At 71.9% G+C, this 25,339-nt stretch carries 25 protein-coding genes and 1 pseudogene; 12 read left to right on the plus strand and 14 right to left on the minus strand.

Annotated elements, in window-relative coordinates; all coding sequences use genetic code 11:
- Positions 1-42: 42 nt before the first annotated feature.
- Positions 43-351 (plus strand): hypothetical protein, encoded by a 309-nt coding sequence (locus AB0C25_RS29230; RefSeq protein ID WP_357377300.1) that lies wholly within the window; start codon positions 43-45, stop codon positions 349-351.
- A 227-nt stretch (positions 352-578) separates the two neighbouring features.
- On the opposite strand, the gene AB0C25_RS29235 is transcribed toward AB0C25_RS29230, so the two are convergent.
- A complete protein-coding gene (locus AB0C25_RS29235; protein ID WP_357377387.1) occupies positions 579-5,021 on the minus strand; it encodes an HAD-IC family P-type ATPase in 4,443 nt (1,480 codons plus the stop codon).
- Positions 5,022-5,183: 162 nt separating this feature from the next.
- On the opposite strand from AB0C25_RS29235, the pseudogene AB0C25_RS29240 reads away from it, so the two are divergent.
- The 3 genes and pseudogenes from AB0C25_RS29240 to AB0C25_RS29250 all read left to right on the plus strand — a co-directional run bounded on the left by AB0C25_RS29240 (position 5,184) and on the right by AB0C25_RS29250 (position 7,652).
- Positions 5,184-5,500 (plus strand): annotated as a pseudogene (locus AB0C25_RS29240) (hypothetical protein).
- A 58-nt stretch (positions 5,501-5,558) separates the two neighbouring features.
- Positions 5,559-6,947, plus strand: coding sequence for an MFS transporter (locus AB0C25_RS29245; protein ID WP_357377301.1), 1,389 nt, complete (start codon positions 5,559-5,561; stop codon positions 6,945-6,947).
- 51 nt (positions 6,948-6,998) lie between these two features.
- Positions 6,999-7,652, plus strand: coding sequence for a GAP family protein (locus AB0C25_RS29250; RefSeq protein WP_357377302.1), 654 nt, complete (start codon positions 6,999-7,001; stop codon positions 7,650-7,652).
- A gap of 25 nt (positions 7,653-7,677) precedes the next feature.
- Here AB0C25_RS29250 and AB0C25_RS29255 read toward each other — a convergent pair whose 3' ends face one another.
- A complete protein-coding gene (locus AB0C25_RS29255) occupies positions 7,678-7,887 on the minus strand; it encodes a hypothetical protein (protein ID WP_357377303.1) in 210 nt (69 codons plus the stop codon).
- A gap of 180 nt (positions 7,888-8,067) precedes the next feature.
- Here AB0C25_RS29255 and AB0C25_RS29260 point away from each other — a divergent pair, with 180 nt between their 5' ends.
- The 3 genes from AB0C25_RS29260 (at position 8,068) to AB0C25_RS29270 (ending at position 9,321) form a co-directional block, all read left to right on the plus strand.
- Positions 8,068-8,352, plus strand: coding sequence for a flavin reductase (locus tag AB0C25_RS29260; protein ID WP_357377304.1), 285 nt, complete (start codon positions 8,068-8,070; stop codon positions 8,350-8,352).
- Between the two features lie 130 nt (positions 8,353-8,482).
- Complete coding sequence (locus AB0C25_RS29265) at positions 8,483-8,677, plus strand: hypothetical protein (protein WP_357243056.1); 195 nt, start codon at positions 8,483-8,485, stop codon at positions 8,675-8,677.
- A gap of 95 nt (positions 8,678-8,772) precedes the next feature.
- Positions 8,773-9,321, plus strand: coding sequence for a YbaK/EbsC family protein (locus tag AB0C25_RS29270; protein ID WP_357244069.1), 549 nt, complete (start codon positions 8,773-8,775; stop codon positions 9,319-9,321).
- A gap of 69 nt (positions 9,322-9,390) precedes the next feature.
- On the opposite strand, the gene AB0C25_RS29275 is transcribed toward AB0C25_RS29270, so the two are convergent.
- The 6 genes from AB0C25_RS29275 to AB0C25_RS29300 all read right to left on the minus strand — a co-directional run bounded on the left by AB0C25_RS29275 (position 9,391) and on the right by AB0C25_RS29300 (position 15,083).
- Positions 9,391-10,050, minus strand: coding sequence for a DsbA family oxidoreductase (locus AB0C25_RS29275; RefSeq protein ID WP_357377305.1), 660 nt, complete (start codon positions 10,048-10,050; stop codon positions 9,391-9,393).
- A 20-nt stretch (positions 10,051-10,070) separates the two neighbouring features.
- Positions 10,071-10,499, minus strand: a complete 429-nt coding sequence (locus AB0C25_RS29280) for a SufE family protein (RefSeq protein WP_357377306.1) — start codon at positions 10,497-10,499, stop codon at positions 10,071-10,073.
- A gap of 68 nt (positions 10,500-10,567) precedes the next feature.
- Positions 10,568-10,993: a CBS domain-containing protein gene (locus AB0C25_RS29285; protein ID WP_030487636.1), complete on the minus strand. Its 426-nt coding sequence runs from the start codon at positions 10,991-10,993 to the stop codon at positions 10,568-10,570.
- A 57-nt stretch (positions 10,994-11,050) separates the two neighbouring features.
- On the minus strand, positions 11,051-12,820 hold the full coding sequence (locus tag AB0C25_RS29290; protein ID WP_357377307.1) for a proline--tRNA ligase: 1,770 nt from the start codon (positions 12,818-12,820) through the stop codon (positions 11,051-11,053).
- Between the two features lie 80 nt (positions 12,821-12,900).
- Positions 12,901-13,980, minus strand: a complete 1,080-nt coding sequence (locus AB0C25_RS29295; protein ID WP_357377308.1) for a hypothetical protein — start codon at positions 13,978-13,980, stop codon at positions 12,901-12,903.
- Positions 13,944-15,083 carry a transporter substrate-binding domain-containing protein gene (locus tag AB0C25_RS29300; protein ID WP_357377309.1) on the minus strand — a complete coding sequence of 380 codons (1,140 nt, stop codon included), beginning with the start codon at positions 15,081-15,083 and terminating at the stop codon, positions 13,944-13,946. Before AB0C25_RS29300 ends, AB0C25_RS29295 begins: the two co-directional genes overlap by 37 nt.
- Before the next feature lie 367 nt (positions 15,084-15,450).
- On the opposite strand from AB0C25_RS29300, the gene AB0C25_RS29305 reads away from it, so the two are divergent.
- Positions 15,451-16,218 (plus strand): SGNH/GDSL hydrolase family protein, encoded by a 768-nt coding sequence (locus AB0C25_RS29305; protein ID WP_357377389.1) that lies wholly within the window; start codon positions 15,451-15,453, stop codon positions 16,216-16,218.
- Between the two features lie 2 nt (positions 16,219-16,220).
- On the plus strand, positions 16,221-16,667 hold the full coding sequence (locus AB0C25_RS29310) for a hypothetical protein (protein WP_357377310.1): 447 nt from the start codon (positions 16,221-16,223) through the stop codon (positions 16,665-16,667).
- A gap of 86 nt (positions 16,668-16,753) precedes the next feature.
- Here AB0C25_RS29310 and AB0C25_RS29315 read toward each other — a convergent pair whose 3' ends face one another.
- Both AB0C25_RS29315 and AB0C25_RS29320 read right to left on the minus strand, forming a co-directional pair.
- A complete protein-coding gene (locus tag AB0C25_RS29315) occupies positions 16,754-17,998 on the minus strand; it encodes a hypothetical protein (RefSeq protein WP_357377311.1) in 1,245 nt (414 codons plus the stop codon).
- Entirely contained in the window at positions 17,991-18,518 is a 528-nt protein-coding gene (locus tag AB0C25_RS29320; protein ID WP_357377312.1) for a SigE family RNA polymerase sigma factor, read from the minus strand. Before AB0C25_RS29320 ends, AB0C25_RS29315 begins: the two co-directional genes overlap by 8 nt.
- A 114-nt stretch (positions 18,519-18,632) precedes the next feature.
- Between AB0C25_RS29320 and AB0C25_RS29325 the strand changes: the two genes are divergently transcribed.
- Complete coding sequence (locus AB0C25_RS29325) at positions 18,633-19,535, plus strand: sulfurtransferase (protein WP_357377313.1); 903 nt, start codon at positions 18,633-18,635, stop codon at positions 19,533-19,535.
- A 62-nt stretch (positions 19,536-19,597) separates the two neighbouring features.
- Here the strand turns inward: AB0C25_RS29325 and AB0C25_RS29330 are convergent, their stop codons facing one another.
- From AB0C25_RS29330 to AB0C25_RS29340, 3 genes are all read right to left on the minus strand, one after another.
- The gene (locus AB0C25_RS29330; protein ID WP_357377314.1) at positions 19,598-20,782 is read right to left on the minus strand and encodes a hypothetical protein; all 1,185 of its coding nucleotides are present in this window, start codon (positions 20,780-20,782) and stop codon (positions 19,598-19,600) included.
- A complete protein-coding gene (locus tag AB0C25_RS29335) occupies positions 20,779-21,327 on the minus strand; it encodes a SigE family RNA polymerase sigma factor (RefSeq protein WP_357377315.1) in 549 nt (182 codons plus the stop codon). Before AB0C25_RS29335 ends, AB0C25_RS29330 begins: the two co-directional genes overlap by 4 nt.
- Positions 21,328-21,395: 68 nt before the next feature.
- On the minus strand, positions 21,396-21,977 hold the full coding sequence (locus tag AB0C25_RS29340; protein ID WP_357377316.1) for a TetR family transcriptional regulator: 582 nt from the start codon (positions 21,975-21,977) through the stop codon (positions 21,396-21,398).
- Positions 21,978-22,082: 105 nt separating this feature from the next.
- On the opposite strand from AB0C25_RS29340, the gene AB0C25_RS29345 reads away from it, so the two are divergent.
- Positions 22,083-23,240 (plus strand): FAD-dependent oxidoreductase, encoded by a 1,158-nt coding sequence (locus AB0C25_RS29345; protein WP_357377317.1) that lies wholly within the window; start codon positions 22,083-22,085, stop codon positions 23,238-23,240.
- On the opposite strand, the gene AB0C25_RS29350 is transcribed toward AB0C25_RS29345, so the two are convergent.
- Positions 23,237-23,470, minus strand: coding sequence for a hypothetical protein (locus AB0C25_RS29350; RefSeq protein ID WP_357377318.1), 234 nt, complete (start codon positions 23,468-23,470; stop codon positions 23,237-23,239). The genes AB0C25_RS29345 and AB0C25_RS29350 overlap by 4 nt on opposite strands.
- 81 nt (positions 23,471-23,551) lie before the next feature.
- Between AB0C25_RS29350 and AB0C25_RS29355 the strand changes: the two genes are divergently transcribed.
- Positions 23,552-25,339, plus strand: a complete 1,788-nt coding sequence (locus AB0C25_RS29355) for an HSP90 family protein (RefSeq protein ID WP_357377319.1) — start codon at positions 23,552-23,554, stop codon at positions 25,337-25,339.

A 25,339-nucleotide genomic window follows, 5' to 3' on the forward strand; every position in this document is an offset into this window, starting at 1 on the left:
GGTGCCCGGCCAAGGGACGCCGCCCTTTGTCATGATCCGTGCATGGATGAACAGTCGGTGCCCGGCACCATGCACATCTACTGCCGGGTCGAGGTGCTCGTCACCGACCCGGCGGCGGTCACCGGTCACGCGGTCGCCGACCTGCGTGCGGCGGACATCGACTGGTCCACAGAGAAGGACGACCTGGAGAAGGCGGTCGAGGAGCTTCGATCGGAACTGGCGACCTCCGTGTCGAGCATCGTGGACATCAGCCACCTGGTCGACGACATTCCGGGAGTGGAGTTTCGCGGTGGCCTCTGCTGGGCCGAGCAGGGCCCACCCCGGGACCCTTTCCGCCCGGACGCGGGGTGACGACTCGAGCGCGGTGAGGTGAAGGCGGGCGGCATGGCCGTGGCCGACCGGGGTAGGAGAAACGGTCGCCCGCTGACCCGATGCAGGAAGTTCGGGTCGGTCAGCAGGGTGAACCCGCCGATCCGCAGCACCGTCGTCGCGGTACCGAGGAACGTCACCTGGGGTTGCTCCACCATCGTGCCCACCTCCTCCGGCTCCGGTACCCCGGTGCGCCGTGGGCATGCGGTTCAGTTGTCGGTGGACGCGGTCTCCGGCCGGGCCTGGGGCACGTGTTCCATCAGCCTGGTGAGCGCGCCGTTGGCGAAGGTCGCGCCGAGCGCCGAGCCGGCCCCGATGGTCCAGCCCACCGGTCCGAGTGGGGTGCAGCCGAAGAACTGGCTCACCCCCGGCGTCTGCACCACCACGACGAGCACGCCCAGGGAGGCCGCCGTGGACGCCAGCACGGCCGGGCTGGTGCCGCCGGCCAGGATGGTCTGCCCGAGTTGGGTGCCGACCAGGGAGATCAGGGCGACAGTTCCGGCCCGCTGCCGGCGTCCGGTGTACCGGGCCAGCGTCCAGCCCGCGGTCGCGCCCAGCGTGGTCGCTGCCGCCCGGAGGCCGATCTCCCTGGTGAGGCTCTCACCGAGTGCCGTGTCCGGACCCTCCCGGAGCAGCGCGTCGGTGCGATCCGACGCGGGTGGCCGGACCGCGATGGCCAGCGCCGGCGCCAGGTCGGTGAGCAGGTTGACCAGCAGCAGTTGTCGTCCGGTGAGCGCGGAGCGGCCGGTGGCGGCGGCGGTCAGCACACTGAACGCGATCTCGCCGAGGTTGCCACCGACCAGGATGCTGAGCGCGTGCCGCACCGACGACCACATCGCCCGCCCCTCGATCAGGGTGGCGATGATGGTCTCCAGCCGGTCGTCGGTGACGACCAGGTCGGCTGCGGCGCGGGCGGCCGGGGTGCCCCGCTGGCCGAGGGCGATGCCGACGTCGGCCAGCCGGATCGCCGGGGCGTCATTGGCGCCGTCACCGGTCATCGCGACGGTCCGTCCGCACTTCTGCAACGCCTGGATGATCCGTACCTTGTGCGCCGGGGTGCAGCGGGCCACCACATCGGTGTTGGCCAACCGCTCGGCGAGCGCGTCGTCGTCCAGTTGGTCCAGTTCGCCCGCGGTGACCACCCGCTGTTCGTCGTGCTCGCTGATGGTGGCGGCGATCGCCTCGGCGGTGGCGGGGTGATCACCGGTGATCATGATGGTGTGCACACCGGCCTGGCGGATGCGACGCACCGCCGGGGCGGCGCTCTCCCGGACCCCGTCCGCGAGGGCCAGGAAACCCACGAAGGTCAGCCCTCGGACGTTGTTGTCGGTCACCTTCGGGTCGTCCACCTGGCACTCGGCGACGGCGAGGATCCGGTTTCCCGCTCCGGCCCGGTCGGCGAGCATCCGCTCCAGCTCCGCGCGCCCGGCGTCGTCGAGGGGCTCCTGGCTGCCGTCCGTGCGCCGGGTCGAACAGCGCGGCAGCACCGTCTCCGGAGCGCCCTTGACACTCAACAACAGGCGGCCGTCGGTCTCCCCGATGCTCGCGTGATAGCCACGGGACGGTTCGAACGGCAGCCCGCCGGCAGCCCGCCAACCAGCCGCTCCGGTCTGCTCCACCACCCCGGCCACGCCCGCGCCCCGCCGCACCGCCCGGTCGGTCTGCAACGCCAACTCCTCCGGGTTGGCCGCGGCGGGGGTGGCGCGCAGCGCGGCGGCCAGCGTCAACTGGAGCCGGTCGTCGAGCCGGTCCACCGGGGCGTACCGATCGCCCACGCCGTCGCCGACCCCGGCGAGCAGCAACTGGCCCTCGGTGAGGGTGCCGGTCTTGTCGAAGCAGAGCACATCCACCCGACCCAGCGCCTCGATGGTGCGCGGGTTGCGGACCAACGCGCCGTGCTCGGCCAACCGCCGGGCGGCGGCCAACTGCGCCGCGCTGACCAGGAACGGCAACCCCTCCGGCACCGACGCCACGGCGAGGTTCGCCGCGGTCGCCGCCGTCTCGGCCAGGGGTACGCCCCGAAGCAGGCCCGCGCCGGCCACCGCCACCGCCGAACCGGCGGCCAACGGGATGGCGGCGCTGGTCAACGAACCGAGGCGGGCTTCCACCCCACTTGTCGGTGGGGCCTGCCGGACGAGCGCCAGGCTGCGGCCGGCTTCGGTGTCCGACCCGGTCGCGACCACCACGGCAGTGCCGTGCCCGGCGGCGACGGTGGTGCCCTCGTAGAGCATCGAGTGTCGATCGGCGATGGCGGCGGCCACCACCGGTCGGTTGGACTTGGCGACCGGCAGCGACTCGCCGGTCAGTGACGACTCGTCCGCCTCCAGGCCCACCGATTCGAGGACGCGACAGTCGGCGGGCACCGAGTCACCCGGCTCCAGGGCGATGACGTCACCGAGGACCAGGTCCTCGGCGGCGAGAACCTGCTCGCCACCGTCCCGGCGGACCCGCCCGGTCACCGCCGAACGGGACAGCAGTTCCGCGAGTGACCGTTCGGTGTTGCGTTCGTGTACCGCGCCGATCAGGGCGGACCCACCGACCACGCTGCCCACGAGCGCGGCGTCGACAAGCGAACCGAACGACGCGGACAGCACCGCCCCGGCGGCCAGCACCGGGGTCAGCGGGTTGGACAACTCGTCCACGAAGGCGCGCAGCAGGCCGCCGCGTCCCGGTCCCGCATCGCCGTTCCCGCCACCGTCGTGGTGCCGGCGCTGTGCTTCCGCGGTGGCCAGACCGTCCGGCGTGGTGTGCAGGTGGTCCAGCACGGTACGGACCGGCATCAGGTGCCAGGCCGTCGTCACCGGTGCCGGGGTGTCCGACTGGCCGTGCAGCCGGCGGGCCTGCCAGACCCCGTTCGCGAAGGCCAACCCTGCCGCGCCGTTGACCGCGACGAGCGCCTTGTGCGGCAGTTGGGTAGGCGGGGCGGTGAACGCTCCCAGTGCCCCGAGGCCGGTGCCCGCCATCGCCAGTCGGATGTTCTGCTGGGCGGTACGTCGGGCCACCCCGGTCGCCTCGACCACGAGGGCCACCACCCGCAGGTCGGAGCCCACCAGCAGGTGTGCGCCCCACGGCGGCAGTTCCTCCGGCGCGGCGAGCCCCAGACCGCAGTCGGACGCGCCGAGCGCCTTCCGGTCCGCCGAGACCAGCATCACCACCGCACCGTCGCGCTGCAACGCGCGGACCGACTCGGTCAGTTGGTCCCCGCCGGGCAGCATCGCGTCGGCAAAGCCGTACCGCTGCTCGTCGCCGCCGGCCACCACCAGCCGCAGGCCAGCCTGCCGGGCGGCGGCCGGGAGGCCGTCGACGCCGGGCGCGGGTTCCGGCTCGACCCGCAGGAGCGCGGCGAGCCGGTCGCCGTGGACGAGGCCGAGCAGCTGGCCACCGGCGGAGCGCAGCCGGTCGCCGTCCGGGATGTCACCCGGGTCGGTGCGGGGCAGCTGGTCCAGCGGCCCGAGCCGCCAGCCGTCCGCCGTGCGGGAAGCAGCCGGATCGTCCGGGTCGAACAGCGCGAAGGCCCGCTCCGCCACCTGGTCGACGTCCGCGCCGGGCGCCGGGGCCAGATCGGCGAGGACGCCCCGGTCCGAGCCGAGCACGGCGGCGTCCAGCACGAGCGTGTCGATCCGGTCCAACTCCCGCAGCACGCTGCGGTCCATCGCGATCACTCCGCGCCGGGCCAGCATCCAGCCAAGTTGGGCGGCGTACCCTTCGCGTCCGCTGCCGGGCGCCTTCGGCAGCGTCGACAAGCCCACCGCGATGGCCCGTTTCGGCCCGGCGAACGGCATGGCCGCCGCACCGGCCGCCGCACCCGCGGCGAGCATGCGGTTGACGTACCGCTCGACCGGTCCGTCCGGCTTCGGGCGGGGACGCTCGACGACCGGCCAGCGGGCGGTGGCTCGTTCCGCCTCGCCGGTCAGTTGCGGTTCGGCCCGCTCCCAGGCGGCGAGTTGCGCCCGCGCCTCGCCCCACTGCACCACCCGCTGGGCGCCGTCCAGGACGATCCCGGTCCAACGGCCGGTCAGGCCCTGCACCACCGCTTCGGCCAGCGGAAAGAGGATGTCGGCGCGGGGGTCGGAGCGCAGTCGTTTGCCGATGAACTCGTGCAGCTTCGGCTGTAGGTCGACCGCGGCGAGCACGCCCGCCACCTCACCGGGCAGCGGCGCGAACGGCAGGATCCGGGTGGCCGCCGAGATGGTCAGGCCCAGAGCGTCGGAGGCGAGCGCGCCGAGGGTACGGGGGGTTCGCGGCCCCTCCTCAGGTGGATGTGGTGGCGGGATCTCCGGGTCGGGTTCGTGGTCACAGGTCCGCTCGACCCGGCTGATCGTGGCGATCAGGTCGCGCAACGCCGGCTCGGGGGCCTCGACGGCAACCACCACCCGCCCGGACGGGGCGTTGACCCGAGCCCAGGCGACGCCGGGGAGACGCTCCAGCGCGCCCTCCACCTGACGGGCCAGCCGGTTTCCGCCGTCCTGGCAGACACCGTGCACCTCGATGTGGTGTCGGCCCGGCCGGGACCAGACCCGCCGCCGTGTCAGCCCGGTCGTCCGGGCCAGCCGGGTGGCGACCGAACCGACAGTCCGGGACGCTTCGCCGACCAGGTGCGGCATGCCGAAGGACGGCAGGATGCGGCCGGCTGCGCGACCCGCCGCCGTCATCGAGGCGTACGGCTGGACGGACGCCGGTCCGACTCCCTGTTGCTGCTGGTCCTGACGTTGGCCATTTCGTCCTCCCACCGCACTCACGTCCGGCGGCCTGGCTTCCCGACCTGTCATCCGTTATGCCCCCGCGATGGCGGAACTTTGCGTCGTCGCCGGCGCATGGACGGGGTGGGCCGTGGAACCCGACGACCATCACCGGACATGGGGAGGCCGGCATGAGCACGTTGACGCGACATCTGAACGGCTCGAACGAAAACGTCCGGATGTACAACCGGCGGGTGGCGTTACCGATGCTGGGTGCCGTGGCGGTGCCGCCACCGGACAAGGTCGCCTACTACGCGGGGCTCGGTGTGCTCGCCGCACTCCAGGTCATCGAGTGGCCGATCGCCCTGGTGATCACGGCCGGCCACCTGCTGGCGGATCAGCACCTGTCGGGAGTGGTGCGCGGGGTCGGGCAGGCGCTGCAGGACGCCTGACGAGAGCCGGGTCACCGGTGATTGACCTGAATCCAGGTTGAAGTCGCATGCTCGGGTCATGCCGAGCACAGTCGCCACCGACGCACCGGTCGTACCGGGGTTGTTCGCACCCCGATTGCGTGCGATGACGGTGGGCAGCGTCGCCTTGATCTCGTTGCTCGCGTTCGAGGCGCTGGCGGTCGGTACGGCGATGCCGACCGTCGCCCGCAGCCTCGACGGGGTGGCGCTGTACGGGATCGCGTTCGGTGGCCCGTTCGCCACGGGCGTGCTGGCCATGGTGGTCTCCGGCATCTGGTGTGACGCCAGAGGCCCCCGGGGTCCGATGTGGCACGGGGTCACCTGGTTCGTGGTCGGGTTGCTGATCGCCGGGACCGCCCCCGTGATGAGTGTGCTGGTCGTCGGTCGGGTGGTGCAGGGGTTCGGCTCCGGGCTGCTCTCGGTGGCGCTCTACGTGATCGTCGGGCAGGCGTACCCGCCGGACCTGCACCGGCGGATCTTCGCGGCGTTCGCGGCGGCGTGGGTCGTACCGTCGCTGGTGGGGCCGGCGGTGGCCGGCCTGATCGTGGAGTACCTGGACTGGCGGTGGGTCTTCCTCGCGGTGCCGGCGGTGGCGGTGCCGGCGGTGTTGTTGATCCATCCCGGCCTGCGGTCGCTGGGGCGGAGCGCGGCGAACCCGCCACCGGCCGGCGCGGCGGGACGGATCGGTTGGGCGTGCGGGGCCGCGGTGAGCGCCGCTCTGCTGCACATCGGGGGACAGCAGCGCGGCGTTCCCGCCCTGACGCTCATCGCGCTTGCCGTCGTCGGCCTGTTGGTCTGTGCCCCGCGCCTGCTGCCGGCCGGGTTCCTGCGGGCGGCCCGGGGGCTTCCCACGGTGGTCGGCCTGCGCGGGTTGGCGTCGGCGGCGTTCGTCGGCGCCGAGGTGGTCATCCCGTTGATGCTCTCCCGGGAGCGGGGCCTCTCGCCGACCGCCGCCGGGCTGGTCCTCACGGTCGGCGCGCTGGCCTGGTCGGCCGGTTCCTGGTTGCAGGGCCGGATCCCGGTGCCGGCGTCGCGGGCCAGCCTGCCGCGCGCCGGGTTGAGCTGCATCACGGTCGGCACGGCCACGGTGGCGCTGGCCGTCCGGCCGGAGCTGCCGGTGGCTGTCGCCGTGCTCGGGTGGGCGGCGGCCGGCCTCGGCATGGGACTGCTCTACCCGTCGTTGTCGGTGCTCACCCTGGAGCTGTCCGCCCCCGGCGAACAGGGCCGCAACAGTTCCTCCCTGCAACTGGGCGACTCCCTCTTCGCGGCGACCGTGCTCGCGTTGACAGGTGCCGTGCTGGCCGCGGGAAGCGAGCCCGGTCCGGCCAGTTACGCGGCGACTCTGGCGGTGACGGCGGGCCTGGCACTGCTCGGGGCGCTGTTGGCCGGTCGCGTCGTGGTGGGCGGACTCGTCCGACCCGGCGGGTGATCCGGGGATTCGGTCGCGGCCGGCCCGGTTGGGCCGGGAGGATGGCGGGCGATGAACTTCCTGACCATCCTGCCGCTCGCCGTGGTGATGGTCGCCGGGAGCCAACTTGTCGTGGCGGTCTTCCTCGCCTCGTCGGACCGCCCCCGGGCGGCGTCGCTGGGCTTCCTCACCGGGGCCGGGTTGGTGGTCACGGCCGGAGTGACGGTGAGCTGGCTGCTGACCCGTTGGGTGGGCGGCCTGGTCGCCGACGCCCGCGCCGCCGCCGGCAAGGTCGATCGCGGTCCCGCCATCGACCTGGTGGTTCTCGCCCTGCTGGTCGGCCTGGCCGTGCTGGTGTGGGTACGGCGGGACCAGTCCGGGCCGCCGAGGTGGCTGGGGAGCATCGAGCATGCCGACCCACGTGCGGCACTACGACTGGGTGCGTTGCTCTTCGTGCTGACGCCGACCGACGACCTGACCATGGCCGCCGTCGGGGCGAGTGTGGCCCGACACAACCTGCCGTGGTGGCACCTGGTGCCGTTCGTGCTGCTCACCGTGCTCCTGCTCGCCCTGCCCCTGTTGGCGTTGCTGCTGCTCGGAGACAGGGCGGCGCGGGCACTGACCCGGATGCGGGAGTGGGCCGAGGGCCATGCCTGGATCGTCAACGAGATCGTGATCGCGTTCTTCGCGTTGCTGACCGTGCTCGACCTGATCCGCTCGGGGTGAAAGCGCCCCACACCTCAGAAGGGGCCTATTCCTCGTCGTCCGCCGGACGTGGGCGGCGGTGCAGCCGGATGTACTCCTCGACCTCGGACCGCAGCCAGATCGAGCCGACGCTCAGGGTTTGGTACGGGCGCGGGAAAGCCGGGTGCTGCTGGATCTGTCTGAAACGTGAACGGCCCACGCCCAGCATGGTCAAGATTTCGCCTGCCGCGACGAGCTCGCCCGGTCCCTCAGCCATGTCAATCAAGGTAGGCCGGGGCAGACGTGTCAACATGAGCGCGCGTAAGTTTGCACCCTAATATGGGTGCGCCAATGTTGACAGGGTAGTGGTCGCTGGGATCTGATCGGTCACAGGCCCCTACCTGGTGACGATTCGCGGCAGGTGGGGGTGCCGCTCGCACCCGCCCCGGGAGGCCCAATGAGCAGCCAACGGCATGCCCCCGTCCGCCCCTTCTGGTTCTGCGCCGCAGACGCTCAACCCTGGCCGTGCGGTCAGGCCCGTGTTGAGCTGGTCGCCGACTACGCCGACGAGCCCAGGTTGCTGGCCGTGGACATGGCCGACTGCTTGGGGGAGGCGACCCGGGACCTCTGTCGGCTGTACCCCGAGCCCCCCGACCCGGTGGCGACCTACGCGCGGTTCCTGGGCTGGGTCCGACACCTTGCCGTGAATCGGTCCCGCAACTGGGGGCACTGGCTCCGGTAGTGCATGCCTCGTTGAGCCCCAGCCAAAGGCTGCGGTCAACTCACCACATGAGCGAGACACGTCGACACGTACGGGGGAACGGGGCGGAAATGAGAGCAACAACGGTTCACGTTCGTCTTACGGTGACGCCATGTTCGCTGTCGTCACCACGGTGATCCTCTACGTCTTCGGTTTCGTCTTCCTCTACGGCGTGATCCGGCTGGGAGTCCGGCACGCGTTGGAGGACCTGGAGCTGCAACGGGCCAGGGCCCGGCGCGAGGAGGAGCTGGCGGCCGCCAGGGACCAATCGTTCCTGCGCGACAACGCGTTCCTCGCCGGCAGTTGAGCACCGGATCGGTTCGGCCCGGGCCGGTGGCGTCCCGAAACGGACCGGGAGCCGTCGGGCGGTTCAGCGTGGCGGATGCGAGGATCGCACCCGTGATGGGAACGCTGAAGACCGAACCCGCCCGCGCCCGCCTGGACCTGCTCGCCCCGCCGGTGGCGGAGGCCATCGCGCAGTGGCCCGCCGAGGCGCCGGTGGACGTCAACGACGTGCTGGTCGCGCCGATCGACGCCGAACTCGCCGACACGGCCGCGTTCTGTGCGGCGTACGAGGTGGGACTGGACGTGTCGGCCAACTGTGTCGTGGTGGCGGGCAAGCGTGAGGGTGTGGTCCGTTACGCGGCCTGCATCGTCCTGGCCACCACCAGGGCCGACGTGAACGGGGTGGCCCGTCGGGCGCTCGACGTCCGCAAGGCGAGCTTCGCCCCGATGGCCGACGCGGTCGAGTTGACCGGGATGGAGTACGGCGGCATCACCCCGATCGGGCTGCCGGCCCAGTGGCCGATCCTCGTGGACGCACGGGTCATCGCCACTCCGCACGTGATCATCGGGTCCGGCGTACGGCACAGCAAGATCGCGCTGCCGGGGCCGGCATTGGGCGCGCTGCCGGGCGCGCAGGTCGTGGAAGGGCTGGCCAGGCCGGCCTGAACAGGCACCGGCATCGATGTTGTTGCACGTGAAACATCGTGATCATCGATGCCGGGGGCACCCGGTGGCTCAGTGTGCCGCTGCCTCGCGCTGCTCGCCTTCCGCTGCCTCGCGCTGCTCGACCTCGCTGAGCGCGGCGAGCAGGGTCTGCACCTCCTGTGCGCCGGTGACCGCGTACTTCCCGGCCAGGACGAAGGTCGGCACGCTGGTGATGCCAAGATCCCGGGCGGTGGCCAACTCGGCCGCGACCTCGGTGACGCGCTCGTCGGAGTCGAGGAAGCGGCGTGCGTCGGCCGCGTCCAGGCCGATCGTGCCGGCCAGGGTGGCCAGCGCCTCCCGCGACCCGACGTCGATCCCGTGGTTGAAGTGCGCCTGGTAGAGCGCCTCCACCATCTCGGCTGCCCGGCCCTGGTCGGTGGCGTAGGAGACCAGCCGGTGCGCGTCGAAGGTGTTCGCGATCACCGCGCGGTCGTAGTCCAGCCGAAGCCCGTCCGCGGCCGCGACCTGGGTCACGTGCGCGACCATCTGCTGGGCGCGCTCCGGCCCGCCGAACTTGCCGGCCAGCGCCTGCACCAGCGGGAGCGGCTCGGCGACCGGTGACGGGTCGAGCTGGAACGGCCGGTAGCGGACCGTCACCTCGCCCGGGTAGCTGGCGAGAGCCTCGTCCAGGCGGCGCTTGCCGATGTAGCACCACGGGCAGATGACGTCCGCGTAGATCTCGATCTCCATGATCGGTGGCAACCTCGCGGTCAGGCGAGTTGTTCCCGCACCTGACGCTTGAGCCGGCCCAGGATCGCCGTGCCACCGCGGATCCGCAGCGGGCTGATCGCCTGCGCCAGGCCCATCCGCTGGTAGAGGTCGTCCGGCACGGCCAGCACCTCCTCGGGGCTGGCCAGGGCCAACCCTTCGGCGAGGATCCCGGCGAACGCCCGGGTGGTCGGCGCCTCCGGCGGGCAGTCGAAGATCGTCGCCACGGTGCCGTGCGGGGTCACCTTGGCGCGCAGGAAGAACGACGTCTGACACTCGGGCACCTGCTCCATGCCCTCGCGTTCGACGGTGCCCTCCGGCAGCACCGGGATGACGTCCGCGTACTCCAGGAGCATCTCCAGCACCAGGTCGCGCGGCGCGGCGGCGAACTCGTCGACGATCTCGGCCAGTCGGGCCGGCATGTCAGCCATGCGTCGAGGCTACCCGCCGGCCATTCACGAACAGGTCGGCGGCTCACACCGCGCCCCCGACCCGTTCGTCACACCGTCGGAGACTGTTCGCTGATCTCGCTGAGCGCGCTCGTGGGGTCGAGCTGCATGGCCAGGTCGCCGAGCGAGACGATCCCGACCAGCTTGCGATCGCTGTCACAGACCAGGACCCGGCGGATGCCCCGGTCCCGCATGAGCGCCGCCGCCTCGCCCGCCGTGCAGTGCTGCTCGATCATGACCACCTCGCGGGTGACGATCGAGCCGATGGTGGTGGCCGCGGGCGAGCTGTTCTCCGCCACGGCCCGCACCACGATGTCCCGGTCGGTGAGCATGCCGGCGAGGCTGGCGCCGTCGGTGACCACCACGTCGCCGATGTCCGCCTCCTTCATCACCCTGGCCGCCTCGTCCAGGGTGGTCTCCGCCGGCAGGTACACGACTTGCTTGGTCATCACGTCACTGACCCGGTAACCGGTCATGAGAGCCTCCGAAGACGATTCCACCCGATCGAACTGATCTACCCGGTGACGCGGTAGCTACACCAGGTTTCCACGTTCCTGACGTACCTCGTGCACGAGTCGGGCCACCAGACCGTCAAGTGGCACCTCGGTGCGCCCGTCGCCGGCCCGTACGCGCAGTTCGACGTACCCCTCGGCGAGTCGGCGGCCGACCACGACGGCCCGGGGGATGCCGATCAGCTCCGCATCGGTGAACTTGACCCCGGCCGAGACGTGCGTGCGGTCGTCGACAAGCACCCGCAGGCCGGCGGCGGCGAGACGCCCGCCCAACTCCAGCGCCGCGTCGAGCTGCGGCCCCTTGCCCGCAACCACCAGGTGTACGTCGCACGGCGCGATCGCCGCCGGCCAGACCAGACCCCGGTCGTCGTGGTGCTGCTCGGCGATCGCTGCGACCGCCCGGGACACCCCGATGCCGTAGCAGCCCATGGTGGGCCGGACCGGCTTACCGTCCGGTCCGAGCACGTCGACCGCGAACGCGTCGGTGTAGCGGCGACCGAGTTGGAAGATGTGGCCGATCTCGATGCCCCGCCGGATCGTCAGCTCGCCGTCGGCGCAGTTCGAGCAGCTGTCCCCGGCACGCACCTCGGCCGCCTCGATCGTCCCGTCGGGCGTGAAGTCCCGCCCGCAGACCACGTCGGTCGCGTGCCGGCCCGGCTCGTTCGCCCCGGTCAGCCACGCCGAGCCGGGCACCACCCGGGGATCGACCAGGTAGCGGATGCCCAGCTTGTCGAGCACCTGCGGCCCGAGGTACCCGCGGACCAGCTCGGGATGCTCGGCCCACTCGTCGAAGACGGCCACCTGGGCCGGCGCCAGTGCGGCGCTTACCCGCTTCAGGTCGACCTCCCGGTCCCCGGGTAGCCCGATCACCAGCGGCTCGGCCCGTTCGGCACCCGGCTGCCGAACGGACAGCACCACGTTCTTCAGGGTGTCGGCGGCGGTCCAGCCGTCCCGACCGCCCAACCGACGGGCGTTCGCCAACTCCACCAGACCGGCGATCGTCGGGGTGTCCGGGGTGTCGTGCACCTCGACGGCCGGCTGCGTGGTCGGGTCACCGGCGGCCGGTGCCCGGGTGACCACCGCCTCGGTGTTGGCCGCGTAGTCGCAGGCGGTGCAGCCGACGAAGGTGTCCTCGCCGACCGGTGTCGCCGCCAGGAACTCCTCCGACGCGGACCCGCCCATCGCGCCGGACATCGCCCGCACCACCGTGTAGTCCAGGCCCAACCGGTCGAAGATCCGCCGGTACGCCGCCCGGTGCCGCGCGTACGCGTCCCGCAGCCCTTCGTCGTCCAGGTCGAAGGAGTACGCGTCCTTCATCAGGAACTCCCGGCCGCGCAGCAGACCGGCCCGGGGCCGCGCCTCGTCGCGGAACTTCGTCTGCACCTGGAACAGCGTCAACGGGAAGTCCCGGTACGAGGTGACCAGGTCCTTGACCAGCAGCGCCGCCATCTCCTCGTGGGTGGGTGCCAACAGGTGCTCGGCGCCGCGCCGGTCGGCGAGGGTGAAGATGTCGTCGCCGTACTCCGTCCACCGGCCGCTGGTCCGGTACGGCTCGGCCGGCAGCAGCGCCGGGAAGTGCACCTCCTGGTCGCCGATCGCGAACAACTCGCCACGCACCACGTCGGTGATCCGGTCCAGCACCAGCTTGCCCAGCGGCAGCCACGTGTAGCCGCCCGGCGCGGCGCGACGGATGTACCCGGCGCGCAGGAGAAGCCGGTGGCTCGGCACCTCCGCGTCGGCCGGGTCCTCGCGCAGGGTCCGGAGCAGCAGGGTCGACATGCGCAGCAGCATGCGCGCAGCGTAGGGCCGCGCCGACCGGCCGGGCCACCCTATTCGTCAGGTGCGTCGCGGCACCCGCCGTCGGGGCCGGGTCACCGCGCGCCGGGGAGTCGGCCCTCACAGCGGACGTCCGGATCGGCCACCGGCTTGCGGGGCATCATCCAGTCCAGCGCGGTCTCCTCCACCGGCCAACCACGCACCGACACGAGGCTGTACGGCACCGATGTCACCTGTGGGCAGAGGACCTGCGACTCGACCCAACCGTTCGGCACGAACCGCACGGTGGCAGCCCGGTCCAGCACGATCGTCGACGTGTCGGTGACCGCGATGAGCGCGCCGAGCACCACCTCCGGGTCAGCGGCGGCGGGTGACGGCCCGGCCCCGCTGCCCTCGGCCGGTGCGCCGTCGTCCGTCGCGGGTGTCGCGGCCGGGCTCGTCCTGGCCGACTCCCTCGGCACGACCTCGATCGCGGCGGTGGGCAACAACGGCACCCGGAGGAAGACCGCGCCCATCACCACCGGGAGCACGGTGGCGACGGTGAACGCCAGGCCATGGGTCAGCGCCGGGGCGATCCAGCCGGGGATCGGGCCGGTGAGCAGCACGGTGGCGGCGGGCGGCACCGCCAGCAGCGCGGCGGTGGCCCACTCGCGATCCTGGTACGCCGTCCAGATCGCCGGCCCCAGCACGCTGTAGGCCAGGACCGCCGCCGCCACGGGCAGCGCCAGACTGACCAGCAGGACCCGGGTCGGCTGGTCCGGGTGCAGATAGCGGGTACGCAGCGCGAGCAGCCAGAGGGCGAGCATCAGCAGCGACGGCAGGAAGCGGAGCTGCCAGGTGAGCGCCCCCAACGCGACCGCCGCGCTGATCACCCAGCCCGGGGTGCGTGCCGTCCCGGAGGCCAGGAGTGATCGTTCCGGGTCGAACCGGTCCGGGGCACTGAGCCGCAGCAGCCGACCGAGCACCCCGAAGGCGAGCACGACAACGGGGAACGCCCACACCAGGGCGATCAGCAGGGCGCTGAGCAGCCCGAGCGGGCTGACGTACTGCACCAGCAGCAGCATCGTGGACATGTCCTGGTGGCTGAGCTGCCACAGTCGCAGCACCAGGAGCAGGACGGGGAAGGCGGGTAGGAGGGTCAGCAGCCACTGCTGCGCCTGCCGCGCCCCCGCCATCCGGCGCGGGCGACGGGTCTCGCCGGAGATGGTGACGATCCGGGGCGCGCCGGGGTCGGTAGCGCGATCCTCTCCCACGGCCACTGTCGCACCTCCACCTTCCTCGCCTCGGGTTGCTGCTGTTCCGCGACCGGCTGCGGGAGGTTGTATCCCTGCTGCCAACGGAGGTTGGCGTTGTACGCGTTCTCCCAGGTCGAGTTCTCCTTGTCCTGGGCCGATTCGTAGAGCGCGAGGTCGACCAGGTCCCGCAGGGCCTGATTGGGGCCGACGTTGATGCCCCACCTCTCCTGCGGCGACGAGCCGATGTCCCAGTGCCGCAGCGGTTTCGGGTTTTTGAGGGTCACCGGGAAGCGTTGACCGTCGTCGCCCGGCTGGTCGGCCGTGACGAAGCCGGCGAGGATCGCCGCGTCGGTGGTGACGGCCTGCACCTTGCCGTCGTACAGCTCCTGGACACACTCGCTGATCCGGTTTCGGCCCACCGGCCGGGCACCGGCCTCGCCGAGTCGCTGGATGGACGTCGAGGTGGTCAGCGAGCAGACCGTCAGCCCACGGAGATCCTCCAGGCTGCTCACCTGCCCCTCGAAGCTTTTCAGGGTGATCGCCGACTGCTCGGTGTGCAGGTACGAGGCGGAGAAGACGGCGCCCTCCTCCCGACGCTTGTCGTTGATGCTGTAGGAGGCGATGACCAGGTCGACGATGACGAACCCGTCGTTGTCCCGGGCCTGTCGACGGGCCCGGTCCTCGCTCTCGATCGGCAGGAAGCGCACCTGGGAGTGGTCGAAGCCGAGATAGCCCGCGACCATGTAGGCGACGTCGACGTCGAAGCCCTTCCAGACGTTGTTCGGAAGGTGCTGCGAGATGCCCGGCTGGTCGTCCTTCACCCCGATGACGAGCTGCTGTTTTCCCTTGAGACCGGCCTTCTCCAGCAACTCGTCGCGGGTCGGCGGCCCCATCGTGAGGACGATCGGGACCAGTGCGGCGGCCAGGACGGCCAGCGCGACGATGAGCCCCACGAGTCGGATCTGGCGGGCCCGTGCGGTGCGCGACGATGTGGCCGTCGCCGGGGTCGGCCCCGGAGGGCTCGGCTCACTTGCCTGGCTCAACTGGGTCCTCCCCGCTGCTCGGACCGGTGATCGGCCCCCCATTGTGGGTCCTGGATGCGAGCCACGACAGTCCGCAATCAGCCGGATAGCCGACTGCCGCACGAGAGCGCACCGGGTCAGTGATGTCGAAGGCCTGACCTCGCGGGCGATCGAGTCGCGGGTGATCGACACGGGTTCACCGATGTCGCGGTGTCAACTCGCTTCGGATACCGCGATTTCCGTGAACTCGTGTCGATCATGGGAGTTGGGTCGAGGGTCGGTTCGGTGTCGCATGACCTCCGCCACGTCGCCCGATCGGGGCACTACCCGCCGCGCCGCCGGTGACAGACTGGTCGCCGCAGGCAACGAGCGGTGTGAGGGGGCGCGGGTGCGCTGGCGCAGTTTTGTCGCGGTCGGGGACAGTTTCACCGAAGGCATGGATGACGCGTACCCGGACGGCACCTTCCGGGGCTGGGCGGACCTGGTGGCGACCCGCCTCGCCGCCGAGGCGGGACCCGACTTCCGGTACGCGAACCTGGCCATCCGGGGTCGGCTCTTCCCCAGCGTGGTAGCCGAGCAGGTGCCGTCGGCGGTGGCGATGAAGCCGGATCTGATCAGTTTCGCGGCCGGCGGCAACGACGTGCTGCGCCGTACCTTCGACCCGGACACGCTGGTGTCCCGCTTCGACGAGGTGGTCCGGCAACTGCGTTCGGGCGGCGCGGACGTGCTGCTGTTCCGGTTCGCCGACGTGATGGCCCGACTGCCCGGCCAGCGCCTCGTCGCCCCCCGGGTGCAGTTGCTCAACCAGGCCGTCGGTGAGACCGCCGAGCGGCACGGCGCGATCATGGTCGACCTGTACGCCGACGACGCCTTCCTCAACCCGATGCTGTGGAGCACCGACCGGTTGCACCTCTCCCCGGCCGGTCACCGCAGGGTCGCGGGGCAGGTGTTGAACGCGCTCGGGGTCGGCTGCGACGAGGAGTGGCTGATGGTCCCGCCGCACCCGGCGCCGTCGCCGTGGTTGGCGGCCCGTGCCGCCGACGTGCGGTGGGCCGGTCGGCACCTCGCGCCCTGGGTGAAGCGACGGCTGACCGGCCGGTCGTCCGGCGACACCGTGACGGCGAAGCGCCCGCTGCTCGGGCCGATCGTCGACTGACCGTGCGCACACTGCACACCGCGCCGCTGCTGCGGCGCACCCCTGGCGGTGAGCCGGTGTCGGAGCACGCCGTGCTGGTCAGCGGCGACCGGGTCGAGGCCGTCGGGCCGCTGGCCGACCTGCGTGCGGCGTACGCGGATGTTCGGGTCCGCCGGTGGCCCGGCACGCTGGGGCCGGGCCTGCTGCACGACGGCCCGCTGCCGGCGGCGCCCACCCCACGTGAGCGGGTGCACGTGTTGCTGCGACGCGGCGTGACGGCGGTGCTGGTGGAGCACCTGGCCGACCCGGCGCTGCGGGCCGCCGTCGACAAGACCGATCTGCTGGTGCTGTCCACAGCCGTACCGCCGGTGCTGCTCCCGGGTGGGCGCGCAGACCTGGCGGTCCACGATGCCGGCGGCGACTGCCTGGTGACCGTGGTCGCCGGTCGAATCGCTCACCGCCGCGCCTGACCGTGCAGCACGGGCCGCAGCGGTTTGAACCGCGGCCCACCGGCGTGCCCGAGCGGCTCGCCCACGCCCGCCGGCGGCCTTTCGGATCAGGAAATCCGAGTCCACGTGCGCGTGGTGCCAGAACCGGTACCGATGATCGCCGCGGCCGTCCTGCTGACGACCACGGTGTCGTCCGGCAGTACCTGGATCGAGGGCTCATCCGGGCTGTCGGTGCCCGGTAGGGTCGCAGCACGCAACTCGGGCGCGTCAACGTAGCGGCCTGCGACCCAGAACCCAAAGCCGCCGTACGCACCAGTGACGGCAAGGATTCCGCCGTTCACCGCGGCAGCGGTGCGAGTGTCGTCGGGTAACCCAGGCCCCGGCTCCCACCGGTCTCCGGCAAGGCGCCACACGTCCTTGAGACTGGCCGTGCCGAACTCGGACTCGGCGACGGTGGTCAGCCAGGCGTCGCGGCCGTCCGGTGAGACCATCAGCTGGTGCGCCCCCTCGATGGCCGGCAGCAGTCGCCACGTCGCCGCCTTGTCGGCACTGACCAGGACAGAGAGCTTGTCCCTCTCGCGTACCGACAGCCAGAGTCGCCCGTCACCCCCCTCGATCAACCCACCGGTGCTCTCCTGAGTGAGGGCCACCGGGGGCTGCGGCTGGACCGCACCGGAACCGATCCGCTCAAGCTGCCGTCGTTCGCAATTCACGCCCGGCACCCCGCCCGCCGATGGGCACCCAATGACAAATCCGCTGGCCGTGGCCTTTGCCTGCTGGGTCACAGGTGGTGGTGAGCTGAACGGGTAGGTCGTGAACGTCGTCCCTCCGTCGGTGGTCACGTAGTAGCCGTCATCCATGACCACCGTGAGCGTGCGGTCGTCCAGCGGAAGCAGGTATGAGCCGGGGCGCTGGGTTGGGGGGCGTCCGGACATGGTCCAGACGGTGCCGCCGTCGGTGGTCCGGGCGAAGGTGAGTCGGCAGTCGAGGCCCTCCGGCGGCGCGGTGGTACCGCAGGTGTCGAAGAGCGCCCAGCCGTGTCGAGCATTGACGAAGCGCAGGTCGACCAATACGCCGACGCCCTGCGGGAGGCCGATCTTCCGCTCGACGAGTCTCGGCGCGGGCGACTCCGTGGGAGCGGGTTCGTGCCGGTCCGCGTTCCGCCCAGCGATGGCGAACGCGCCGGCCGGGCTGGCCAGCAGGAGTGCGGCGGCGCTGGCGAGCAGCCCTCGACGCCGACGGCGGCGGTCCCGTACCCGCTGCTGGGCGTCGTGGGTGCCCGGCGGTTGGAGGGTGGTTCTGGCATTCGCCTCGAACTCAGCGAAGACCTCTTCCAAGGCGACGTCACGCACGGTCGGCCTCCTGTCGCTCGTTGAAGTACGTGGCCAGTGCCGCCCGCCCCCGGGACAGCCAGGAGCGGACGGTGCCCTCTGGAACGCCCAACTGGTCGGCGATCTCCGCGACGCTCAGGTGCGCGAGGTGGCGAAGCACGACTGCCCGCCGCTGGACGGTCGGCAGGGTGGTCAGTGCCCGGATCAGCGCCACCCGGTCCGGTTCCGGTCCTGGTACGTGCTCTGCCCGCTGCCTGGCCAGATGGTTGACGGCGGTCCGCACCCGGCGCAGCCGGCTCGTGGCGAGATTCCAGGCCACCCGGCGCACCCAGCCGGAGGGGTCGCCGTAGCCGCTGATCCGATCCCACCGCTCCAGGACCCGGCAGAACGCCTCCTGAGTGAGGTCCTGCGCCTCGGCGTGGTCGCCGAGGTAGGCATAGAGCTGGACCGCGATCCGGTGGAAGTGCGCCTGATAGAAGTCGGTGAAGTCCAGCGGTGGCGGGACGACCCGAGGCGGTGCGGTCCGGTGCCGTTGGGTCATGTCGATCCTCAGAGTCGGCGGGTCTCGCCGCTGTCACGTGTGAAGCGTCGCATTCGCTGCACCCGATCGCCGATGGCCGTTCGGCGGGCAGGGTTGCGGCGTACCTTGGGGATCATGTCTGTGCCGAACGATCCTGATCCCCGCCTTCAGTCGTACGCGGATCCGCAACGGCTGGTCACCACCGAGTGGCTGGCCGAGCACCTGGGCGACGAGGGCCTCGTGGTTGTCGAGTCCGACGAGGACGTACTGCTCTACGAATCGGGTCACATTCCCGGTGCTGTCAAGGTCGACTGGCACCTGGAGCTGAACGACCAGGTGACCCGCGACTATCTGGATGCCGAGCGCTTCGCCGAGTTGTGCGCCGCGAAGGGCATCGGTCGGGGTGACACGGTCGTCTTCTACGGCGACAACTTCAACTGGTGGGCCGCGTACGCCCTCTGGGTGTTCTCGCTCTTCGGCCACGCCGACGTGCGGCTGCTCGACGGCGGCCGGCAGAAGTGGATCGCCGAGGGGCGCGAGGTGACCCGCGACAAGCCGGCTCGTCCCCGCGCCGACTACCCGGTGCCGCTACGCGACGACGCGCCGCTGCGGGCCTACCGTGAGCAGGTCATGGCGCACATCGCCGCCGGCCGGCCGCTTGTCGATGTCCGGTCGCCGGGTGAGTACACGGGCGAGACGTTGCACATGCCGGACTACCCGCAGGAGGGCGCGCTGCGGGGCGGCCACATCCCGGGCGCGGTCAGCAAGCCGTGGAAGTCCGCCGCCAACGAGGACGGCACGTTCAAGTCGGCCGACGAGCTGAAGGCGATCTACGCCGACCAGCTCGGGCTCAGCCCGGACGACGACGTGATCGCGTACTGCCGGATCGGCGAGCGGTCCAGCCACACCTGGTTCGTGCTGCGGCACCTGCTGGGCTACCCGCAGGTGCGCAACTACGACGGCTCGTGGACCGAGTGGGGCAACCTGGTCCGGGCACCCGTCGTCAAGGGCGACCAGCCCGGTGGCCTGACCGCCTGAGCGGCGTCGGTAGTGGTGTGGACCGTCCCCGCGCGATGCCCCTGTCGCGCGGGGACGGTCGTTCAACCAGCGACTGCGATCACGCCACGCAGGTCGCGGATGATGCCGGTGACCTCGCCGGTCTCCGGATTCCAGCGGGCCAGCGCGGCCGGTTCCAACCGGAGCAGCACCGCACCCTCGTTGTCCCAGCCCAGCACCTCGCAGCAGCCCTTACTGCGCTCCCGGCCCAGGTCGAGCAGGTGGGCCACGGCACCGGTCCGCGCATCCAGCACCGCCGTCCCCTCGGCGCCGTCGATCTCACCGCTGGTGATCCATGCCGCGCTGGCCAGCCGCCCGCCGTGCAGCCAGCCCCGGCCGTAGAACTCGTTGATCTGGTACGGCGAGGGCAGCCCGTCGCTGGTGATCGGCTGTTCGGAGCGGATCGTCGCCTCGCGGGCCGTCCGGCTCCGCAGTTCCAAGCCATCCCGATCGCCGATCAGCTCGATCAGCGGCGCCTCCCGGCCGGCCTCCGGGTCGGGTGCGGCCAGGACCCAGGCCGACACGTCGATCCTGCTCGCCACCCCGGTGACCCGGTCCACCGTGTACGTCCGGTCGTCGCCTCCGACCAGCACCCGGTCGTTCGCCCAGATGACCAGCTCCAGATAGCCGTCGAGGGGAATCCGGCGTACCTGCGCGGTGGTGAGGTCGACGATGACCAGTTCCTTGGTCTGCGCGAACGCCGCCGACCGGCCGTCCGGCGACAGCACGCCCGGCTTCACGGCGGGTGCCTCGTTGTAGCCCGCATCCCGGGTGGGTTGCAGCGTCACCACGTCGAGGCTGCGTACCACGCCGTCGTTTCCGAGCACCCGCACCGGGCCGTTCGCGCGATTTTCCTCGTCCGTCGGCTGGAACAGCGCCAGAGCCCGCTCGACCGGTCGCTCGGAGAGCGGCACGGTCGCCGGGCCGCCGAGCCGGGTGAGCGGGTCGGGTGCGAAGGTCAGCTCGGCGGGGGGGCGCTGCACCGGGTCGGCGTGCGTGGGGACGGCGGTCGGGGTCGGCGCCACCGAGAGATTCGGCGGTGGGTCGGGAGGTCGCAGGGCCACCACCGCGCCACCGCCGACAAGTGTCACGGCCAGAGCGACAATGCCGACGGCCCGCCGGGTCCGTCGCCTGCGCCTAGCCCGGTCCCAACCGGCCGTTGCCGGTTGGCTGGGCAGAACGTCCTCGACGCTGATGGTCAGCAGCCGCCGCAGGTCCTGTTCGTTCACGGGTTCACCTCCAAGCCGGCGGCCAGATCGGCCGAGCCCTGCCGTGGCCGGGCGTTCCGGGCGAGGTCCGGGGCGACCTCGCGGAGGCGGCGCAGCGCCGCATGACACTGGCTCTTCACGGTGCCGACGGTCACCCCGAGTGCTTCGGCGGTGGCGACCTCGGTCAGGTCCTCGTAGTAGCGCAACACCAGGACGGCCCGCTGCCGGGGCGGCAGCAGGCTCAGTGCGTCGTGCATCGTCAGCCGTAGCGCGCCGTCCCGGTCGTGGGTCACCCGCTCCGGTGGTGTGGCGCTCAGCCATTCCCGCCGTCGTCGACGCCACCACGACACGGCATCCCGGTAGAGGATGGCCCGCACGTACGCGGAGGGGTCGCCGTTCTGGACCGACGCCCAGCGCAGCGCGAGCTTGAGCAGGGCGTCCTGGAGCAGATCCTCGGCCTGATGCTGGTTGCCGCAGATCAGATAGGCCGCACGCAGCAGCCGGTGTTGGTGGTTTTCCACGAAGGCGAGGTAGCCGTCCCGGCCGTCGTGTCCCGTCGGTGCCATCCGCCCCCTTCCCGGCCGTCGCGATACGCGTCACCTGCCAGACGCACGGGGAGGGGTAAAAGGTTGGGTCAGTTTTCCGGCAGCCCGGTCAGGTAGCGCTGCAGCGTCGGTGCGATCCAGGGGACCAGCTCCTCGGCTGGCGTGTCCACCATGGGTGGCAGGCGGACGATGTAACGGGTGAAGGCCAGGCCGAGGATCTGGCTGGCCACCAGACCGGCACGGCGGGCGGTCGTCGCGGGATCGGTGCCGAACCTGGCCACGGCGGCGGCGAGCTGATCGACGAAGATGCCGCGCATGCGCTCGGCGGCGCCCGGGTTGGTGCTGGCGGCCCGGAGCAGCGCCACGAGCGTCTCGTCGCCCTCCCAGCGGGCGAGGAAGTGCCGGATCAGCACCTCGCCGAGGTGAGCGGGCGGCACGGCGGCCAGATCGGGCAGGCGGAGGTCGAACTCGGCGGCGGCCGCGAAGAGCCCCTCCTTGCTGCCGTAGTAGCGCATGACCATCGACGGGTCGATCTGGGCGTCGGTGGCGATGGCCCGGATCGTGGCGCGCTCGTATCCGTCCGCCGCGAAGCGTTCCCGGGCCGCCCGCAGGATCGCCGCCCGGGTGGCGTCGGAGCGGCGGGGCTGGGTCGGTTGGGCGGACGCGGTCATGCCGACGACCGTATGCCAACAACTGTTGACACACAATCAGTAGCGCCCTAGCGTTGCCAACAAGCGTTTGCCAACACCTGTTGGCATCAGTTTCCGGAGGTGGCCATGCTGCCCGAGAGCACGGATGTGCTGGTGGTCGGCGCCGGCCCCACCGGTCTCGCCACCGCGCTGACGCTGGCCCGACGCGGGATCGAGGTGACCGTGCTGGACCAACTGGCCGCGCCGCCGACGACGTCCCGTGCGGCGGTGGTGCACGCGTACACCCTGGAGGTGCTGGACCGGATCGGCGCCGCGGCGCCGCTCGTCGCCCGGGGGATCCGGTCGCCGCGCTTCACCGTCCGGGACCGGGACCGGGTGTTGCTGACGGTGCCGTTCCACGAGTTGCCGTCCCGCTTCCCCTTCGCGCTGCTGGTCTCGCAGTCGGTCACCGAGGAGGTCCTCACCGCGCAGTTGGCCGCCCTCGGCGTCCGGGTACGACGGCCGTCTCGGCTGACCGGCCTGAGCCCGACCGACAACGGGGTGCTGGCGCGGATCGACGGGGCGGAACTGCGCGCCCGGTACGTCGTTGGTGCCGACGGCTTGCACAGCACCGTCCGGCAGGCAGCCGGCATCGGCCTCACCGGCCCCCGCGACGAGGAATCCTTCGTGCTCGCCGACGTGCGGGTGGACAGCGTCCTGCCCCGCGACGAGGTCGCGCTCTTCCTGGCCCGGTCCGGCCCGCTGATCTGGGCGCCGCTGCCGGACGGAGTGGTCCGGCTGGTGGCCGCGGTGGCGACGGCTCCGGCGGACCCGGATGCGGCGTTTCTCCAGACGCTGCTCGACGAGCGCGGCCCGGCGCGACGACCCGACCGGGTGACCGAGGTGCTCTGGGGCTCCCGGTTCCGGGTGCACCACCTGATCGCCGACACCTTCCGAGCCGGAGCGGTGCTGCTGGCTGGGGACGCCGGGCACGTGCACAGCCCGGCGGGTGGTCAGGGCATGAACCTCGGCATCTGCGACGCGGTCGCCCTCGGCACCGCCGTGGCGGACGTGCTCGACGGAGGCCCGGAGTCGCTGCTCGACGATTACAGCGCCGGGCAGCGGCCGATGGCCGAGGACGTGCTGAGTTTCGCCGCCGGGCTGACTCGACTGGCGACCGTCTCCCCGGCCCGACGTCCCGCCCGGGACGTGCTGATCCGGCTGCTCGGTGTGCTGCCGCCGGCCCGCCGGAAGGTCGCGCTACGCCTGTCCGGGTTGTCCCACCGGCAGCCGGCGTCCGGCTAGGCGGCCCCGCTGGGGCTCAGCACGCCGGGCGCGGTCCGCAGTGTCCGCCACGCGGCCAGGGTGACAAGCGCGAACGTGAGTGCCGCCGCGCCGACCACCGGCACCGTGCCGTACGCCGCGCGTCCCCGAGCCTCGACGAGACGGCGGCGGACCAGAGCAGCCGGAAGTTTCGGCCGAGAGCAGGGGAGGTCATCCGGTGACCGTGCGGGTTCAACCGGGTCGAGGGTCAAGCCGCCGGACGAAAGAGGGACGCGCCCGTCGGTGATCATCGGTACGGTGGGCGCCGGCATTGGACCGGGGAGAAAACAGGCGTGGACCACACTTTCCAGGTCGACCTACGTGGCGTGGTCGACCTGCTCAGTCATCACCTCTACGGCAGCCCGCGGGTCTACGTCCGCGAGCTGCTCCAGAACGCGGTGGACGCGATCACCGCCCGACGTGCGGTCGAGCCGGACGCGCCGGCGTTGGTCCGCATCGAGACACCGGACCGCACCGGGGACGGCACGCTGCGGGTGCACGACACCGGCATCGGCCTGACCGAGGCGCAGGTGCACGAGTTGTTGGCCACCATCGGCCGCAGCTCGAAGCGCGACGAGCTGGGGTTCTCCCGGCACGAGTTCCTCGGCCAGTTCGGCATCGGCCTGCTCTCCTGCTTCCTGGTGGCCGACGAGATCCAGGTGCTCACCCGGCACGGCGACGATCCGACCGTTCGCTGGACCGGGTACGCCGACGGTCGCTACGCGGTGACGCTGGCCCCGCCGGAGGCCGCCCGCGCCGAGCCGGGCACCACCGTGACGTTGGTGCCCCGCCGCGACGCCGACCAGTGGTTCACCACCCCGACCGTCACCGACCTGGCCCGACTCTTCGGGGCGCTGCTGCCGGTCACCGTCCGCGTCGGGGACGTCGTCACCACCACCGGGGCACCGCCGTGGCCGACGACGCCGGGTGCGCCGCTGGACCGCGCGGCGTTGGTCCGGTACGCGCGGGAGACGCTCGGCGTCGACCCGTTCGACGTGCTGCCGCTGGCCGTGCCGGAGGCCGGGCTGACCGGCGTCGCCGTCATCCTGCCCACCCCGGTGAACCCGGCGGCTCGGGCCGGGCACCGCGTCTACCTCAAACGGATGCTGCTCACCGAGAACGCCGACGGGCTGCTGCCCGAGTGGGCGTTCTTCGCGCACTGCGTGGTGGACGCTACCGAGCTGCGCCCGACGGCCAGCCGGGAGGCCCTCTACGAGGACACCCTGCTGACGGCGACCCGGGAGGCGCTCGGCGACCAGGTGCGCGGTTGGCTGGTCCGGCTGGCGCGGCACGACCCGCACCGGCTGGCGCAGTTCCTCCAGGTGCACCACCTCGGTGTGAAGGCCCTGGCGTTGCACGACGACGAGATGCTCCGGCTGGTCGACAGGTGGTGGCCCATGGACAGCAACGTCGGTACGCTCACCCTCGCCGAGTTCCGCGAACGCTACGGCGTGGTCCGCTACGCGGCCAGCCTCGACGAGTTCCGTCAGCTCGCCGCCGTGGCCGCCGCGCAGGACCTGGCGGTGGTCAACGCCGGCTACACGTACGACACCGAGCTGATCGAGCGGCTGCCGGTGGTGGACCGCTCGGTGCTCATCGAGCGGCTGGAACCGAGCGACCTCACCACCCGTTTCGACGCACTCGACCCGCCTGTGGAGTTGGCGCTGCGGCCGTTCCTCACCGCGGCGCAACGGGCCGTCGAACGGTCCGGCTGCGAGGTGGTCATCCGGGCGTACGAGCCGGTCTCGCTGCCCGCGCTCTACCTGGTGAGCCGGTCGGCCGCGTTCAACGACCAGCTCGCGGCCAGCCGGGACCGGGCCGACGACCTGTGGGGCGGGGTGCTCGACGCGCTCGCCGCCACCGCCCCGCCGGACCGCCCGCAGTTGGTGCTCAACCACCGCAACCCGCTGGTACGACGGGTGGCCTCGCTGACCGACCCGGAGTTGGTCGGTCTCGCCGTCGAGGCGCTCTACGGACAGGCTCTGCTGCTCGGGCACCATCCGATCCGCGCGGCCGACGCCGCCCTGCTGAACGATTCCTTCCTCGGCCTGCTCGGCCGGGCCGTGCCAGGACAGGAGTGA

It is taken from the genome of Micromonospora sp. NPDC048839, assembly GCF_040649915.1.
GTDB lineage: Bacteria > Actinomycetota > Actinomycetes > Mycobacteriales > Micromonosporaceae > Micromonospora.